The sequence below is a fragment of the Pseudoalteromonas sp. MM1 genome, from assembly GCF_030296835.1.
In the GTDB taxonomy this organism is placed as follows: domain Bacteria; phylum Pseudomonadota; class Gammaproteobacteria; order Enterobacterales; family Alteromonadaceae; genus Pseudoalteromonas.
Map to the genome: position 1 here is coordinate 227,830 of NZ_AP027922.1, position 16,360 is coordinate 244,189.

Sequence of the window (16,360 nt, forward strand, 5' to 3'; positions counted from 1 at the left end):
AAATCTCTTTTAATATTCTCATTATTTTAAGCGAGATTTTATGACTGCATTAAACAACCAGAATTTACTGCAACTTCGTTTTATTAACCAAGCAAATATTGATTTGGTTAAGCCTTCTTTTGATAACCTACCTGCTAATCCGTATGCAGATGGTGAATTTCGTAAGCGTCGTTACTCGGTAATTAAATTTCAAAATGGTGAGCTAAAACTTCAAGCTGCCAAAGCGTTTGTTCAAGACGATTCTATTAATACCTTTCAGGGTAATGTTGAGCGTACTTATGAAAATTTAGAGCAGAGCTTACTTGAGTCTCAAGGTATGAAAAGCATTGTAAGTGAGTTTTGTGAGCTTACCGGCATTGATGAAGGCCGTGATATTGAAATACATCAATTTAGAATGCTTGCCATTGATAGCGATACGCCCGCAGCACCTGAAGGTGTGCACCAAGATGGCTTTGACCATGTTTGTGTATGTGGTGTTTCACACGAAAACTTAGAAGGCGGCGAACTGCTAGTATACGAAAACAAGCAAGCTGAACCGTGTTTTAAAATGGAAATTAAAGACGGTATGTTTGCACTAATAAACGACCGTCAGGTTTGGCACAATGCAACGCCAATGAACAAAGTCGATACTAGCAAGCCAGGCTACCTGGATTGTTTTGTACTTACCTCTTAAGGAGTGCTCATGAACATAGCGCAATTACGTGAGCAGTTTCCTGCACTAACACAAACCGTTGATGGTAAATCGCCGATATTTTTAGATGGCCCTGGTGGCTCTCAAGTGCCGCAGTCTGTACTAAATGCAATGACTGCTTATTTAGGGCACTACAACTCAAACTTAGGCGGTGCGTTTTTTTCAAGTGATAAAACGGTAGAGCTAATGGCGAGTGCACGCCAAACAGCGGCAGATTTACTTAATGCGCCAAGTGCACAAAATATTGTGTTTGGCCCTAACATGACCAGCCTGACCTTTAGCTTTAGCCGTGCTATTTCACGCGATTGGCAAGCCGGTGATGAGATTATTGTAACTAACGCTGATCACTTCTCAAATGTATCGTCATGGCAGCAAGCCGCAGAAGATAAAGGCGTTAAAGTTCAAACCGCTTTAATTAACGAGGCTGATTGCAGCTTAGATATGGCGCAGTTTGAAAGCTTGCTTAACAGTAATACTAAATTAGTGGCTGTTACTTATGCTTCAAATACCACAGGCTCTATTAACGATGTAAAACGTATTATAGAGCTTGCCCATGCTGTAGGCGCATTAGTGTACGTTGATGCCGTGCATTATGCACCGCATGAGCTTGTAGATGTACAGGCCCTTGATTGCGACTTTTTGGCCTGCTCAGCATATAAGTTTTTTGGCCCTCACTTAGGCATGGTGTACGGTAAAACACAGCATCTTGAAGGTTTTACGCCTTATAAAGTAGAACCAGCTAAAGATGTAGCACCAGGTCGATGGGAAACAGGCACGCAAAGCTTTGAAGCCTTAGCTGGTTTTGTTGCCGCTGTTGATTACATTGCTGCAATTAGTGGGCTTGATGACAGTCACACGCGCCGTGAAAAACTAACTGCGGCTTTTGCTAAAACAAAACAGCACGAAATGGCATTGAGTGAGTACTTTTTAACGCGTTTAGTTAATTACCCGCGTATTAAGCTATTTGGCATTGATGACCTTGAGCGTTTAAACGAGCGTACACCTACATTTGCTTTAACCTTTGAAGGGCTAGAGCCCCGTGAAGTGTCTGAGTTCTTAGGCAAACAGCATATTTGTGTGTGGGATGGACATTTTTATGCACAAGGCTTATGTGAGCAGTTAGGCGTACTTGATAAAGGCGGTGTAGTGCGCATTGGTTGTATGCATTACAACACAACAGCTGAGCTAGATAAGTTATTTGATTTGTTTGATGAGTTACTAGGTTAAAGCCTTACCCATTCAGCACTTTAAAAGCCATAAGTAAAAGCTTATGGCTTTTTTATTGGCAGATTACTTAGGAGCTAGCCCTTAGGTGTACCGTATATTTGTTCAGCTCGGTTAAATAGCACCCACGAGGTTAAAATATACTTATCGTTAGAAATGGGCTTATTACCTCGATGGGTATGCGTAAAGTAGCCAGGGGCTATCACCATGGTGCCTTTTTTAGGGGCTATTTTACGTTTTTGATAATAAAACTCTGTTTCCCCGCCTTCTTCCACGTCGTTTAAATAAAACATAAATAACAAAATACGGTGCAATGCTTCATTGTGTTGTAGCTGTGGGTACACTTCACTATGCCAATAAGGGTAACCGCCTTTATTTACCTCGTACTTTTGTGCCTGAATATTTCCTAGTCTAAATATTTGCTGCACCAAAACAGGAAGCTGAGGCTTGCCCACCTCGTCAAAGTTCTCATGTGTTAAATCTACAACCTCCCCCGTTTTTGGGTGATAAACTTTTAGGCCAAAAGCGCCAATCAGCATAAAAAAGTGTTCTTCTACATAGTTAAAAACATGCTGTGCAGTGGTTTGTTGAATATGCTTTAATTGTTGGGCGTATTCTGGGTAACTGTTTAATTGCAGGTCGTGGCTGTCTTTCTTTTTTAAGTCCACACCGCCAGAGGTTACTCCTTGCTTTACATGCGGGCTTTTAGAAAAAGTGGTAATAAAGTTATCGCAAAAATCATCGCTTAACGCGTTATCAATAACGTGGATAAAGTCCGTCATGATTTACCTTTTTATTTAGTTATTATTTGGATTTTTATGTTTATTGAAAAAGTGATGCCGCGCTTTAGCGAAACAGATGCACTCGGACACATCAACAATACCGTACTCCCTGTATGGTTTGAAGCAGCACGTGTCCCTATTTTTAAATTTTTTACCCCCGATCTAAACCCGCATGACTGGAAGTTGATCATCGCTAAAATAGAAGCATCGTTTGTAGGTGAATTATTTTATGCTCACGAAGTAACAATAAAAACGGTAGTAGAGCATATAGGAAATAGCTCTTTTACTATTAAGCAGGAGGCGTGGCAGCAAGGTAAATGCTGTGTTGTGGGTAAAACTGTATTAGTGCGCTATAACTTTAAAAGCAAAGCTAAACAAAATTTAAGTGAAGCCGAAGTAGCGGCACTAAACGAGCACCTAGTTTAACTAGTTTACTACACGCAGCAAAAAGCAGTCATGTAAACCACAAGCGACAGCTGTAAATTTTTATCGCTGTTTTTTTAACGTATTTTAATTGAGTTACGCTTCTCACTTATATACTATTTATATTATATATTATTGCACCGCTATAACAGGTACTGTTGAGCTGGTAGTTTATGGAGAATGAATGTGGCATCTACAACTGGCAATAAACCGTTAGAGGTGATAACGCTTAGCGATGGTAAAAGCTTAACTGCAGAAATACTGCCATTTGGCGCTATTATCAAAAGTATAAAGTTTAATAACCAAGAGATGACGCTCACAGTGAGCGACCCACAGTATTACCTAGAAAACCCATTTTATTTAGGTGCAACAGTAGGGCGTTATGCAAATCGTATTGAAAATGGACGCTTTGTGTTGTCTGGTACCGAGTATCAGCTTAAGGCAAATAATGGCCCAAATAGTTTGCACGGTGGCGAAAAAGGTTTTAATAAAGTGCAGTGGCAAGTCACTCAGCAAAGTGATAATGAAGTAGAGCTTTATTATTGCTCCGCCGATGGAGAAGAAGGTTTTCCAGGCCAGTTACAAGTTTGGCAAACAATCACTGCACGCAATGGCGAGTTAATCCTCAGTTACCAAGCAACTACCGATAAAGAAACCCTCGTTAACTTTACCAACCACTGCTATTTTAATCTTGAAGGCAGTGAGAGCATTAACGAACATCTACTGCAAATAAATACCGCCACCTATTTACCTATCGATAGTAACAGTATACCGCTTGCCCATCATGAAGATGGCTCCGGCAGCTGTTTTGACTTTACCAAGCGCACACAGGTGGGTACAGCGCTAAGTGAGGCTCACCCTCAGTTAAAGGCTGGAAATGGCTTTGATCACTGCTATATTTTTAGTGATGACAATCGTTTAAAAACAATGGCTACATTAACCTCGCCACACACGGGCGTTAATTTAACCCTTAAAAGTACCCAACCAGGCATGCAGTTATATACCGCAAACTTTGTAGGAGCGCCTTTTAAAGCACGCCAAGCATTGTGTTTAGAAGCGCAAAATTGGCCTAATGCAGCAAACAGAAGCGATTTCCCAAAAGCTAATTTATTGCCGGATGAAGAATATACTCAGCAAATAATTTTTGCATTTTCGCAATAACGTACTAATTCTACTGTTAAATTAAAGAAAACAAAAAGAAAAATACACGTAACAAAAAGATAGCCATAATTAAGGAAAAGGTTGCACTTTTGCTCAATTTAAAGTATTTATATTATAAATAGTATTTGAAGCTATACACACCATACAACGACAAAATGACTACACACAATCAGGAGTTTTTAAAAAATGATAATTAACAATAAGTTATCGTTCAACAAGAAAACCGCGCTCAGTATTGCTATTACAGGTATATTGGCAAGCGGCCACGTTGCAGCTCAAGGCGCTGAAGGTGACACACCGACAGTAGATAAAGATGTTGAGGTTATCGCAGTAACGGGTATTCGCAGCAGCTTACGTTCATCAATGTTAGATAAAAAAGCATCTAATGTTGTAACTGATGGGATTAAAGCAGAAGATCTTGGTAAATTTCCTGATTTAAACGTAGCAGAGTCTCTGCAACGTATCACAGGTGTAGCCATTGACCGTAGTGGCGGTGAAGGGCAGGCAGTAACAATTCGTGGTTTTGGCCCGCAATTTAATACGGTACTTGTAAATGGTCGTCAAATTGCGACAGACAGCGCAGGTCGTGAATTTAATTTTGATGTACTAGCAGCAGATCAAATCACCGGCGCTGATATTTATAAAAGTAATAGCGCAACACTTCAAGAAGGCGGCATTGGTGGTACGGTAAACGTAACCACGGCTCGTCCTTTTGATTTTGGTGGCTTACACGTTATTGGTTCAGTTAAGGGTATGTACGAAAGCCTTTCTGAAGAAGTATCGCCATCGGCTTCATTTTTAGTAAGTAATACCTTTAACGACGACAAGCTCGGTGTGCTTTTTGCTATTACTAATCAGCAACGTAAACTGCAAAACAACCAAATTTTAACGGCTGGTTGGCGCGGTGGCCAAACAATCTCTAACCCACAAGACGGCGTACTGTATGACAATGCATATATTCCACGTAACTGGGACCAAGTTGTTGATGAGCAAGACCGTGAACGTACCAATGCAAGCTTAGTATTACAATATGCACCGTCTGACGATATCACTATTACCGTAGATGGCTTAATTTCAAAATTTGAAGTGGACTCATCAGTACGCGATTTAGCGTCTTGGTTTGAACCAGACCGCGTAGGTAGCGCAACAATCGACCCAGAAACGGGTACTTTGCTTACCTTTACGCAAGAAGTAGGATTAGGTAACGCCAGTGGCAACCCTGCAACTGACTTTGTATCACACACGCGTAACTCACGTGATGTAACTAACAAAGCATTTGGTGTTAACGTTGACTGGCAAGTAAATGAGTCATTAAAAGCAAAGTTTGATGTGTCTCGCTCAACAGCTGAAAACGACCGTGCAGGTAATGACCGTTTTAACGTAGTGGGTATTATTAATAGCTACAGCTTTGATGGTACAGGAAGTATTCCTACCGTACAGCATGATGGGTTTGAAAATGGCTCGCTGCCAGATGCAAGCCTTGCGCGTCTTCACTATAACGAAGTGGGCAACCAGTTTACTGATGAAGATGAAATTACCGAAATTAAAGCCGATTTTGAATACGTGCCAGACAAAGGCCCAGTTGATCGCATTAACTTTGGTGCATATCGTCAAGAACGTGAAAAATCAAGCTTCCAAATTTTTGGTAGCCAATGTCAATTTTGTGGTTACGGCACGCAAGCTCCTATTGATGAAATTGATTTTGAAGCGTATTCAGCAAGTAATTACTTCCCAGGTTTAATCGATACATTTTATAGCTACGACGGCGACAAAATGCTTGATTACCTAGCTGATCAAGGTTTCCCTGTAGAGCCAACATTACAAAATAACCGTTACACAATTAACGAAGATATCACTAGCCTTTACATGGACTTTACCATTGGCTTTGATCTAGCTGATATGCCAGTTACGGTTAACATGGGTGCACGTTACTCAGAAACAGATATTGAAGTCGCTGCTGTACAAAGTTTTATCAGTGATGTTATTCCTACCTCTGATGCGACTTTATTCCAAAACGTATTTGGCCCAGCAACAGACATTCAAGAAGGGACAAGTTACTCAAACTTACTTCCGTCGTTTAACGTTAAGCTTGAACTGCAAGATAACATGATTTTACGCTTTGCAGCGTACGACAGTATTACTCGTCCTACAATGTCACAGCTTTCTCCAGCGACAACGTTTAACGAGCCTCGTCGTCAAAACTTAACAGCAAGTGGTGGTAACCCAGCTCTTAAGCCATTCCAGTCTGAAAACTGGGATATTTCTTACGAGTGGTACTACAACGACGCTAACTTATTTAGCTTTGCGGTATTTAGTAAAGAAGTGGATGACTTTATTGTTACCCTAACCGGTGATGAAACATACGACATGACTGACCGTACAGGCCCTGATTTTGCGTGTACTACGTGTACTGACCAAACCGATGCAGAGCTTAATGGTAGCTCAGAAGTTTACACTGTAAGTCGTCCGCAAAATGGCGAGTCTGCAACGGTAACGGGTTACGAAATTGGTGTAACCCACATGTTTGAAAACGGCTTTGGTTTTATTGCTAATGCCACAGTAGTAGATAGCGACATTAGTGTTGGCTCTGATACTTCACAAACATTTGCACTTGAAGGCTTAGGCGATTCGCAAAACTTAGTATTGTTCTACGAGCAAGAAAACTGGCAAGCACGTATTGCGTTTAATAACCGTGAAGGCTTTTTACGCTTAGTTGATAACGGCTTTAACGGTGAACCAGTGAACGTAGAAACGTACGGTCAATGGGATATTAGTGCAAGCTACGATATCAACGAAAACTTCACTATTTTTGCCGAAGGCATCAATATTACTGAAGAAGAGCTAGTGCAAACGGGTCGTTTTGCTAATCAAATCTACTCTGTAGAAGATAATGGCTCACGTTACGCGTTTGGTATTCGCGGTACGTTTTAATTGATAGCTGAGGCAGTGATTGCCTCTTAGTTTTCATTGCCGTGCATTATAAGTACTGTTACTAATAAAGTTAGTAGCTAATTTGCACAGAATGAGACTAATTTAAACAAATGCCCGAAAGGGCATTTGTTGTCTAACCGGTTATCAATAAAATACTCAAAGAGTAGTCCGTTATGAATAAAACAATAAAAACAATTGCCGTAATTGGTGGTGGCACAGCAGGATGGCTGAGCGCTGCAATTATTGCTTCGTATCACCAAGGTAATAAGGGTGATGGCTTAAAAGTGATGTTGGTAGAATCATCTGATATTCCAACAATTGGTGTAGGTGAAGGTACCTGGCCCACTATGAAAAACACGCTTCAGCAAATTGGTTTGCGAGAAGTAGATGTATTTAAAGCCTGTAATGCCACCTTTAAACAAGGCGGTAAATTTGTAAACTGGACGCATGGCAACAACGATTTTTACTACCATCCCTTTACAGTGCCGCTAGGCTACGGCCGTATAGATTTAGCCCCCTATTTAGATAATGTTGAAAACTTTGCTCAGCAAACTAATTTTCAGCACGATATTTGCGAAGCAAACCTAGCACCAAGAGGCATTGCGCAAGGCGAGTATCAAGCTAATTGTAATTACGCATACCATTTAGATGCAGGTGCTTTTGCCGAGCTATTAAAGCAACATTGTAAGAGCAAACTAGGCATTGAGCACATTATTGGCACCGTTGATCAGGTAAAGCTTGATGAAAATGGTGCTATAGACACCCTTACCTTAAAAGATCAAACCCGCACCATAAACGCCGATTTATACATAGACTGCACGGGTTTTTCATCGCTGTTATTAGGCCAAGCCCTTAACGTGCCATTTAAAAAAATGGATCACGTATTATTTAACGACAGCGCCCTAGCTATGCAAGTCCCCTACGAAGAAGGTGATGAGTCACTGGCCAGCCATACTATTGCCACCGCACAAAATGCTGGGTGGATTTGGGATATAGGCCTAACGCATCGCCGTGGTGTTGGGCATGTATATTCAAGCAAGTTTTTATCAGACGAAGAAGCCGAGCAAAACTTACGTAACTATTTAGGCGATGCCGCTAAAGGTTTAACTGCACGAAAAATAAGTTTTGAGTCGGGTTACAGAGAAAAGTTTTGGCACAAAAACTGTGTTGCAGTGGGGATGTCGGCAGGGTTTGTAGAGCCGCTTGAGGCAACCGCCATTATGTTGGTTGAGATTTCGTCTCGCTTTGTAGCAGAGCACATGCCAGCCGATACTCAAGTAATGCCGATTGTTGCAAAGCGCTTTAATGAGCAAATGGATTACCGCTGGCAGCGTATTATCGACTTTTTAAAGCTGCACTATATGCTTACTAAACGCCCTGAACCCTATTGGCAAGCGCATGTAGAGCCAGAGTCTATTCCACAAAGTTTACAAGAAGACTTATTACTTTGGGGAACTCGAGGCCCACTTATTCAAGATTTTCATGGCGCGTTAGAGCTATTTCCTGCAGCTAGCTACCAGTATGTTTTATACGGTATGGGCTTTAAGCCCGACTTTACTAAGCAAGCGTATTTGTACTCAAACGATGCGCAAGCAAATCAAATAATTGAACGTAACAGCCAGCTTACACAGCAGATGTTGCAAACGTTGCCGCCTCACCGTGCTTACATAGAGCAGTGGCTTGCGGCTAACCCAGTTTAAGGATGTGTAACTATGGCAATGAGTGAACTATCAAATACTCAACACCAAGCAATAAAAATTAACCCTAATGCGGGTGTTGAATACGCAAAAACACAGCATTTAGTTAATCTACGTGCAAACGAAGTGGCAAAATCAGCCTGCGATTTACCTATTTTTTTAGCGCGTAACGCACATAATGGCAGCCACACCATTTCGGGCTTAACCAGCTTTAGTGCTGGGCAAAGTTTATTTGTGAGTAACAATCAATGGCAAGCGCTGTACGCGCCTGTGTGCATGCAAACCCAGCCACTTTATTTACTCACTCGTGAGGCAAATAGCAGTGATTACTTTATTGCTATTGATGAGCAAAGCTCAGCCGTTAATACCCAGCAAGGCGAGTCGCTATTTGATGCCAAAGGCAACCCAAGCCTGTATTTAACTGCGCAGCAAAAGCTACTCGAAAGCGATTTAAAAAATGATTACCAAACGTATCAATTTACTCAAGAAATTGCCCGTTTAGGACTAATTAAAAACATAGATATTGTTTTGCAGTTTGAGCAAGGCGAGGCGCAAACTATACAAGGTTTGAGCACCGTTGATGAAGACAAACTGCAAACTTTAGACAGCGATACCATTGCCAATTTACACAAACAAGGTTATTTAAGCGTACTTAACAGCATGCTTATTTCGTTGTTTCAGTTAAATGCGTTAGTAAAGCGTCATAACCAGCATCCTGAACTTATGCCATTAAAGCAAATTAAGTTAGAACTAAGTCGAGATGCACACGCACTGTAAGGTGCAATTTATTTTTAGCCTTCATAGGTTAAAACGTTCACATAGACAGACATTGCGTTTAACGCGCTGGAGACACACACATGTCAGACAACATTTTGCAGTTAGTGGTTTTTTTCTTTGTAACCGCTTTAATTGGTGGACTTACATATTGGAAGTGCCGAGGCCAAAACCGTAATAGTGGTGATAATCAAACAAAAGAGTATTTTTTAGCGGGCGGTGGCCTTACTTGGATGTTTGTTGCAGGCTCAATTACGCTCACAAATTTGAGTACCGACCAGCTGGTGGGCATGAATGGCAATCAAATGGCCTTGCTCGTATGGTGGGAATTAGCAGCTATTTTAGGGCTTATTATTTTAGCCAAAGTATTTATTCCTGTTTATTACAAGTACAACTGTACTACCACTACAGAGCTGTTAGAAAAACGCTACAACAATAAGCATATTCGTGCTGTTATTGGTGGCTTATTCTTTTTAGGTAACGCACTAATTTACATGCCTGCGGTTATTTATTCTGGTGCGCTATTTATGCAAACCATGTTTAAAGTTGATATTCCGTTAATGTACATAGCGACCGCATTTGCATTGGTAGGCGCTATTTATGCATTTTTTGGTGGCTTACGCGCGGTTGCTGTATCAGATACTTATAATGGTTTATTAGTGTTAGGTATGGCAATACTGGTCGTGTTTTTAGCGCTTAATGCGATTGATTACGACTTTAGCGGTATTCCACAAGAGCGCTTAACATTAATTGGTGATGCTGACTCGCCAATCCCTTGGCCTACGCTGTTAACCGGCATGATCTTTATTCAAATGTATTATTGGGGTACTAACCAAACCATTACCCAGCGTGCTATGGCTGCACCTAATGTTAAAGAAGCGCAAAAAGGGATATTTGCAGCAGCGGGTATTCGCTTTTTAATTGTACCGGCGATTGTGGTGCTACCAGGTATTATTTCGTACAAACTATATGGCGACATTGGCGATGCAGCCTATGGCCGAATTGTAGGTGATGTAATGCCTGCATGGTTAACGGGTGTGTTTGCCGCAGCAATGGCGGCGGCGGTACTTTCTACTTATAACAGCTTATTAAACTCGGCTACGGCACTTTATGTGTGTGATATTCACGAAGCGTACTTTAATAAAGAGCCAAGCGTAGTAAAGCTAAGTGGTTACGTTACGTTGTTACTTACTAGTTTAACGCTTGTGCTTGTGCCAATTTATCAGCAAGCCGACAGCATTATTAACTTACTACAACAGTTAAACGGCTTATTAAGTATGCCTATATTCTCAATTTTTGTAGTGGGCTTATTGTTTAAAAATGTGGATGCGCGTGCAGGTATTGCCGCAGTAATTTTAGGCGTGGTTATGTATGGCATGCTAACGTTTAAAAATTCACCGCTACATACTGAACTACACTATATTCACTTAATGCCAATTACACTTATTGTATGTGTAGCCTTTGCGTTAATCGTTAATAAAGTAGTGTTTGGTTTAAATGCACAGTGGGCAGGCAAAACACCTGCTATTGAAGATACGCCACAAGTGCACGCACCAAAATAATCAGCAGTAAAAGTTAAGTCACTTTTTACTAGCCAGTTAACACATTACTAAATCGGCCTAAGGTAACTTAGGCCGATTTTTATTTATTCAAATAACCTACACTGTAGATAATAGCCATGATTAAGTATTACCGCGGATTGGTATAACTGGTATAGCCAGTAATAATATTGACTAAAATACAGCGTAAACACTATCTAAAAGTAATTTGTATGATATATACTATTATTTTAAAATCACTGACTGCAATTTGATGCAGTAAACAGCGAGTAAGCACACATATTATGTACTCGCGTATTAAACTCATCTTCATTAAAGAGGACAGGAGAATCATGGCTGATATTAAACCATTCTTTCGATTAGACAGCGCAAACAGCACCGTTATTTTCGACTGCCAGAGCAAAACACCGGCATTACTTTATTTTGGTAAGCGCCTATCTGAGCAAACAACTGAAACAATGCTAACTCAGCTTGCGACTCGTCAGGAAGTAAAATGTGCCGTGGTTGAAGAAGCACCTATTTCTCTTTCTCCGCTATTAGGTGAAGGCTTTACTGGCGCTCCGGGCCTAGAGCTATCAAACGATTCTATTGCTTGGTCTGTAGGGCCAAAGCTTCAAGAGGTTCGCCAGCCCTCTGCGTCAACCCTTGAGTTTTTGAGCGTAGATGAACTTCGCGGTATTGAAGTTGTGCACAGCATTACACTTGATAGCACTACCGATGTGCTTAGTGCGCACACGGTTTTAACAAATTTAAGTGACTCACCTTTAAGCGTTAACTTTTGTGCCGCACCTACATTTCAATTACCAGATAGCATGAACAAGCTAGTGAGCTTTGAAGGGCGTTGGTCTAACGAATTTCAACGCCAATCGGTTGATTTAGTGCTAGGCAGCTTTGTTCGCGAAAACCGTAAAGGTAAAACCTCGCACGATGTATTCCCTGGTTTACTAGTACACGCTGAAGGCGCAGGCGAGCAACAAGGTGAGTGTTACGGCTTTCATTTAGGTTGGAGCGGTAACAACAAGCTACGTGCAGAGCTACTACCTGAAGGGCGCCGTTATGTGCAAATGGGTGAGTTATTATTACCTGGTGAGCTAACCCTTGCTAAAGGTCAAACGTATCAAAGCCCAAGTATTTATGGCTCGTTTTCGAGCGACGGTTTTAGTGCGCTGTCGCGTAATTTTCATCGTTTTGTTAAAGCAAACTTGTTAACTCAGGCACAGCGCGAAAAAACACGCCCAGTGCATTACAACACGTGGGAAGGCATTTACTTTGACCACGATGTAGACACACTTAAACAGCTAGCCGACAAAGTAGCGCCATTAGGTGTTGAGCGTTTTGTATTGGACGATGGTTGGTTTAAAGGTCGCCGTGGTGATTACGCAGGCCTTGGTGATTGGACGGTAGATTATGAAATTTACCCAGATGGCTTATCGCCAGTGATTGACCATGTAAACAGCTTAGGCATGGAGTTTGGTATTTGGTTTGAACCTGAAATGGTAAACCCAGATAGCGATTTATACCGCGCTCACCCTGATTGGGTATTGGGCTCAGAAAATAACGAGCAACTTAGTTTTAGAAACCAGCTTGTGCTTGATTTAACGCGTACTGAGGTTGTTGAGTACTTATACAAAGCCATTGACGACATTTTAGTTGAATACCCAACAATTAAGTATATTAAATGGGATATGAACCGCGATATAAACCACGCGGGTAACTTCTCAGGCAAGCCAGCAGTTCATCAGCAAACACTGGCACTGTACCGTTTAATTGACCGTATTAAAGCGGCGCACCCAGGTCTTGAAATAGAAAGCTGTTCATCAGGTGGTGCCCGTGTAGATTACGGCGTGCTAGCACACACAGATCGTGTATGGACGTCAGATTCTAACGATGCGCTTGATCGTCTTGAAATTCAACGCGGTTGTTCGTTCTTCTTCCCATCGTCGGTTATGGGTGCACACGTAGGCCCGCGCGATTGTCATATTACAGGTCGTAATGTCAGTATTGAAATGCGTGCAGCGGTATCACTGTTTGGCCACATGGGTATTGAAATGGACCCACGTGAATTGACCGAACATGAATACAACGCCCTTAAAGCGGCCATTGCGCTGCACAAAGAGCACCGTGATTTTATTCATGCTGCCGATTTATATCGCCTCGATAGCGACGATTTATCAATTAACTTTGGTTTAATCGACGAGCAAAAATCAAAAGCGTTATTTGCGTATAACAGTGTACGCGAAACACCACGTACTGCGCCTAATAAGCTTCGTTTCGTTGGTTTAGATGCAGATACACAGTACACACTTAATTTAGTGTGGCCTGTAAAATTTGAAGAGTACCGCCCTTCGTCTATTGCTGCCGTTAACGGGCAAACATTTACCGGTGAAGCGTTGATGGAATTTGGCCTACAAATGCCAATTTCATTCCCGCAAACATCACTTATTTTTGAGCTAAACAAAGCTTAAAATATAATAAGCAGTAAAAAGGGAGCTAATTAGCTCCCTTTTTTAATGGTGTTTTTTTAAGCCATTAGTCGAGTTTAGATTCAATAAGCTCTAAGGCTTCTTCTAAAATAGTTTCTACTGCTTTTTTAGCGCGTTCTGGATTACGTGATTTAATCGTATCTAAAATATCAGCATGTTTTGCTACATCGGCACCTGGCACACCCTTAATGTGGTTGGTGTAACGAATACTTACGCGCAGCGCGGTGCTAATAAATTCAGTGAGCTGCACAAAAAAGCGGTTATTACTGGCCACTAAAATACTGGTATGAAAGGCAATATCGGCTTCAAGCGGATCGTCTAAGCCTTGGTCTGCATCGGCCATGCGAGCAAGTGCGTTGTCTATTTCAGCCAGTTGTGCGGCGCTGGCATTTTCAGCTGCTAGGGCAGCGGCTTGTGGCTCAAGTGCTACACGTACTTGTGTAAACTCTTTTAATAAAGAAAGTGATGGTTTACTGCTTAAAATCCAGCGCAGTACGTCAGTGTCAAACATATTCCAGCTGCTTTCTGGCAGTACCCGAATACCTTGCTTAGGGCGAGAAGATATTAAGCCTTTAGCTGAGAGCATTTTTACGGCTTCACGTGTTGCACTGCGGCTTACATCGTATTTAACACATAGGTCAGCTTCAGATGGTAAACCTTCGTTAACTGGGTATACGCCACGCACAATTGCAAAGCCTAAATCATGGGTTAATTGTTGTGTTAAATTTTGACGAGGTTGGCTTTTCATTGAGCGTTATCCGAATGAGTTATTGCTTTATTATATATCATATATCATATTAATGTACGAAAGGATATGTTATAAACTTTGATAAAGGCAAGTATTTTAACACAGCTGTAACACGAATCCCCAAGCAAAAGTTTTTACTTTAAGTGGCGCAGTCTGTTTTATGGAGAAACGCATTTGAATAAACACGTTCACTACCCCAGTATTTCTGGCAGAGTTGTTTTTATTACCGGGGGGGCTTCAGGCATTGGTCGCGCAATGGTAAAAGCGTTTGCCGATCAAGGTGCCAAAATTGCTTTTATAGATATTAATAACGAGGCTGCTCAATCTCTTATTGCCTCGCTGCCTAACGCTAAATTGTGGTTTAGACAGGTTGATGTAACCGACTCAAATGCTTTACAGCAATCTTTGGTAGATGCCTGCGCAGCATTGGGTGCCATTAATGTGCTAGTAAACAATGTAGCCAACGATCGCCGCCAAGCCAGTGAAGATGTTACCGTCCAAGATTGGGATCAATGCCTACAAATTAACTTAAATCCGGCGTTTTTTGCCTCGCAAGTGGCTATGTCTTATATGAAAAGCGAAGGCGCGGGGAGCATTATTAATTTTAGCTCTATTAATGCGATTATGGGGCAGCCGCAAATGGCCGGTTATGTAACCGCAAAGGCGGGCCTAATCGGCATGACTAAAGCGCTGGCTCGCGATTATGGTGAGTTTGGCATAAGAGTAAATGCTATCTTACCGGGTTGGGTTGCCACCGACCGCCAATTAGCCAGTTGGTTTACTAAAGAAGAGCAAGTGAAGTGGATGGAAGCCATGGCACTTAAAAAGTTAGTAACCCCTGAAGATGTAGCTAACTTGGCACTTTTTTTAGCTGCCGACGAAAGCAATATGATCACAGGTCAAGGTATTAAAATTGACGGTGGGAGGCTCTAAGTTGCAGCACTTAAACCTTTTTATAGCCGTAGATTGGGGCACGAGTCATTTACGCGCTTATTTATGTAGTGTAAATACCACAGGGCAATTAACGTTAATTGCTCAGCGCGACGGCCCAGGTGTGATTAGAGATAAACAAAACTTTGAACACACTTTAATTGGCGTCGTTGCACCCTGGACCAGCGAATACGGCGTGTTACCTATTTATATGGCGGGGCAAATTACCTCAAGTATTGGCTGGAAAGAAACCCCATATTTAGCCTGCCCTATAAACCCCGAAAGCCTACTCAGTGGTGCGATTAACTTTGATTGTGCAGGTAATAAAGTCAGTGCCTTACCTGGCACAAAATGCACATTACAAAATAATTTATTTGATGTAATGCGCGGCGAAGAACTGCAAATTTTAGGGTTTTTAAAACAAAATCCGGACTATCAGCACGGCAATGTACTAATATGTTTACCCGGTACCCATACGAAATGGGTGTTGCTAAAAGATGGGCAAATTATCTGTTTTAAAACCGCAATGACCGGTGAATTGTACGATTTGCTGTGTCATCAAAGTGTACTTATTCCTAATGATTGTGAGGCTGGGGAATTTGATTGGCATGCATTTGAGCAAGGTTGTGAGCTTACCTTAGGCAGTGACAGCGGTAATTTGGCGCACGGTATTTTTAGTGTGCGTACGCGCCAGCTTTCAAAAGAGTTAACGCCAGTGCAAGCCAAGGCGTACTTGTCGGGAGTGCTAATAGGTAGTGATGTACGCGCTGCACGCCATGCCAGTGAATGGCAATTGGTGAATAATTCTAAAGTGGTGGTTATTGGCACAGAGCAACTAAATAAGTGTTTTACCCATGCGTTAAATTGCATAGGCGTAGAATGCCTAGAGTTTGATGTTAAAACGGCAACCTTAAGTGGTTTTAACTACTTGTTTAATACTAAAAGCTAATAACCCAG

General features: G+C 41.6%; 13 protein-coding genes. 11 read left to right on the plus strand and 2 right to left on the minus strand.

From position 1 onward, the window contains the following. Positions 1–40: 40 nt before the first annotated feature. Positions 41–673 carry a 2OG-Fe dioxygenase family protein gene (locus QUE46_RS01075; protein WP_286245854.1) on the plus strand — a complete coding sequence of 211 codons (633 nt, stop codon included), beginning with the start codon at positions 41–43 and terminating at the stop codon, positions 671–673. A 9-nt stretch (positions 674–682) separates the two neighbouring features. Continuing rightward, entirely contained in the window at positions 683–1,918 is a 1,236-nt protein-coding gene (locus tag QUE46_RS01080; protein WP_286245855.1) for a cysteine desulfurase-like protein, read from the plus strand. A 74-nt stretch (positions 1,919–1,992) separates the two neighbouring features. On the opposite strand, the gene QUE46_RS01085 is transcribed toward QUE46_RS01080, so the two are convergent. Beyond that, complete coding sequence (locus QUE46_RS01085; RefSeq protein WP_286245856.1) at positions 1,993–2,697, minus strand: 2OG-Fe(II) oxygenase; 705 nt, start codon at positions 2,695–2,697, stop codon at positions 1,993–1,995. A 36-nt stretch (positions 2,698–2,733) separates the two neighbouring features. Here QUE46_RS01085 and QUE46_RS01090 point away from each other — a divergent pair, with 36 nt between their 5' ends. The 7 genes from QUE46_RS01090 (at position 2,734) to QUE46_RS01120 (ending at position 13,707) form a co-directional block, all read left to right on the plus strand. Then, complete coding sequence (locus QUE46_RS01090; RefSeq protein ID WP_286245857.1) at positions 2,734–3,123, plus strand: thioesterase family protein; 390 nt, start codon at positions 2,734–2,736, stop codon at positions 3,121–3,123. Between the two features lie 177 nt (positions 3,124–3,300). Then, positions 3,301–4,281: an aldose epimerase family protein gene (locus QUE46_RS01095; RefSeq protein WP_286245858.1), complete on the plus strand. Its 981-nt coding sequence runs from the start codon at positions 3,301–3,303 to the stop codon at positions 4,279–4,281. A gap of 186 nt (positions 4,282–4,467) precedes the next feature. Then, on the plus strand, positions 4,468–7,212 hold the full coding sequence (locus QUE46_RS01100; protein ID WP_286245859.1) for a TonB-dependent receptor: 2,745 nt from the start codon (positions 4,468–4,470) through the stop codon (positions 7,210–7,212). A 173-nt stretch (positions 7,213–7,385) separates the two neighbouring features. Then, positions 7,386–8,912 (plus strand): tryptophan halogenase family protein, encoded by a 1,527-nt coding sequence (locus QUE46_RS01105; protein ID WP_286245860.1) that lies wholly within the window; start codon positions 7,386–7,388, stop codon positions 8,910–8,912. 12 nt (positions 8,913–8,924) lie between these two features. Beyond that, on the plus strand, positions 8,925–9,686 hold the full coding sequence (locus QUE46_RS01110) for a SapC family protein (protein WP_286245861.1): 762 nt from the start codon (positions 8,925–8,927) through the stop codon (positions 9,684–9,686). An 80-nt stretch (positions 9,687–9,766) separates the two neighbouring features. Beyond that, entirely contained in the window at positions 9,767–11,245 is a 1,479-nt protein-coding gene (locus tag QUE46_RS01115; RefSeq protein WP_286245862.1) for an SLC5 family protein, read from the plus strand. Positions 11,246–11,574: 329 nt separating this feature from the next. After that, positions 11,575–13,707, plus strand: a complete 2,133-nt coding sequence (locus QUE46_RS01120; protein WP_286245863.1) for an alpha-galactosidase — start codon at positions 11,575–11,577, stop codon at positions 13,705–13,707. Between the two features lie 64 nt (positions 13,708–13,771). Here QUE46_RS01120 and QUE46_RS01125 read toward each other — a convergent pair whose 3' ends face one another. Beyond that, a complete protein-coding gene (locus QUE46_RS01125; RefSeq protein WP_286245864.1) occupies positions 13,772–14,473 on the minus strand; it encodes a FadR/GntR family transcriptional regulator in 702 nt (233 codons plus the stop codon). Between the two features lie 174 nt (positions 14,474–14,647). On the opposite strand from QUE46_RS01125, the gene QUE46_RS01130 reads away from it, so the two are divergent. Together QUE46_RS01130 and QUE46_RS01135 are read left to right on the plus strand one after the other, a co-directional pair. Next, positions 14,648–15,406 carry an SDR family NAD(P)-dependent oxidoreductase gene (locus QUE46_RS01130; protein ID WP_286245865.1) on the plus strand — a complete coding sequence of 253 codons (759 nt, stop codon included), beginning with the start codon at positions 14,648–14,650 and terminating at the stop codon, positions 15,404–15,406. Between the two features lies 1 nt (position 15,407). Continuing rightward, complete coding sequence (locus QUE46_RS01135; protein ID WP_286245866.1) at positions 15,408–16,352, plus strand: 2-dehydro-3-deoxygalactonokinase; 945 nt, start codon at positions 15,408–15,410, stop codon at positions 16,350–16,352. Positions 16,353–16,360: the final 8 nt, after the last annotated feature.

Excerpts from the sequence above, each read along its gene's own strand:
- QUE46_RS01075 (WP_286245854.1), top strand. The coding sequence starts at position 41 with ATGACTGCATTAAACAACCAGAATTTACTGCAACTTCGTTTTATTAAC.
- QUE46_RS01080 (WP_286245855.1), top strand. The coding sequence starts at position 683 with ATGAACATAGCGCAATTACGTGAGCAGTTTCCTGCACTAACACAAACC.
- QUE46_RS01085 (WP_286245856.1), bottom strand. The coding sequence starts at position 2,697 with ATGACGGACTTTATCCACGTTATTGATAACGCGTTAAGCGATGATTTT.
- QUE46_RS01090 (WP_286245857.1), top strand. The coding sequence starts at position 2,734 with ATGTTTATTGAAAAAGTGATGCCGCGCTTTAGCGAAACAGATGCACTC.
- QUE46_RS01095 (WP_286245858.1), top strand. The coding sequence starts at position 3,301 with ATGAATGTGGCATCTACAACTGGCAATAAACCGTTAGAGGTGATAACG.
- QUE46_RS01100 (WP_286245859.1), top strand. The coding sequence starts at position 4,468 with ATGATAATTAACAATAAGTTATCGTTCAACAAGAAAACCGCGCTCAGT.
- QUE46_RS01105 (WP_286245860.1), top strand. The coding sequence starts at position 7,386 with ATGAATAAAACAATAAAAACAATTGCCGTAATTGGTGGTGGCACAGCA.
- QUE46_RS01110 (WP_286245861.1), top strand. The coding sequence starts at position 8,925 with ATGGCAATGAGTGAACTATCAAATACTCAACACCAAGCAATAAAAATT.
- QUE46_RS01115 (WP_286245862.1), top strand. The coding sequence starts at position 9,767 with ATGTCAGACAACATTTTGCAGTTAGTGGTTTTTTTCTTTGTAACCGCT.
- QUE46_RS01120 (WP_286245863.1), top strand. The coding sequence starts at position 11,575 with ATGGCTGATATTAAACCATTCTTTCGATTAGACAGCGCAAACAGCACC.
- QUE46_RS01125 (WP_286245864.1), bottom strand. The coding sequence starts at position 14,473 with ATGAAAAGCCAACCTCGTCAAAATTTAACACAACAATTAACCCATGAT.